The organism is Janthinobacterium sp. NKUCC06_STL (genome assembly GCF_019345455.1).
Classification (GTDB): domain Bacteria; phylum Pseudomonadota; class Gammaproteobacteria; order Burkholderiales; family Burkholderiaceae_D; genus Janthinobacterium; species Janthinobacterium rivuli.
Genome location: NZ_JAHKQY010000061.1, coordinates 1 through 223 on the forward strand (window position 1 = coordinate 1; position 223 = coordinate 223).

The 223-nt window shown below is 50.2% G+C and carries 1 rRNA gene; it reads left to right on the top strand.

Annotation, left to right across the window (positions count from 1 at the left end):
* Positions 1-86: ribosomal RNA gene (locus tag KO539_RS30010) — 16S ribosomal RNA — on the top strand; the annotation flags it as partial.
* Between the last annotated feature and the right edge of the window lie 137 nt (positions 87-223).

Consider the following 223-nt stretch of genomic DNA (forward strand, 5'->3'; position numbering starts at 1 on the left):
GGGCGCTTACCACGGTAGGATTCGTGACTGGGGTGAAGTCGTAACAAGGTAGCCGTATCGGAAGGTGCGGCTGGATCACCTCCTTTCTAGAGTTTGCACGAATCAGAAATGATTCACGCATCAAATGTTCACACTTATCGGCTGTTAATATAAAGAACAGCATTTGGGGCTGTAGCTCAGCTGGTTAGAGCACCGTGTTGATAACGCGGGGGTCGTTGGTTCG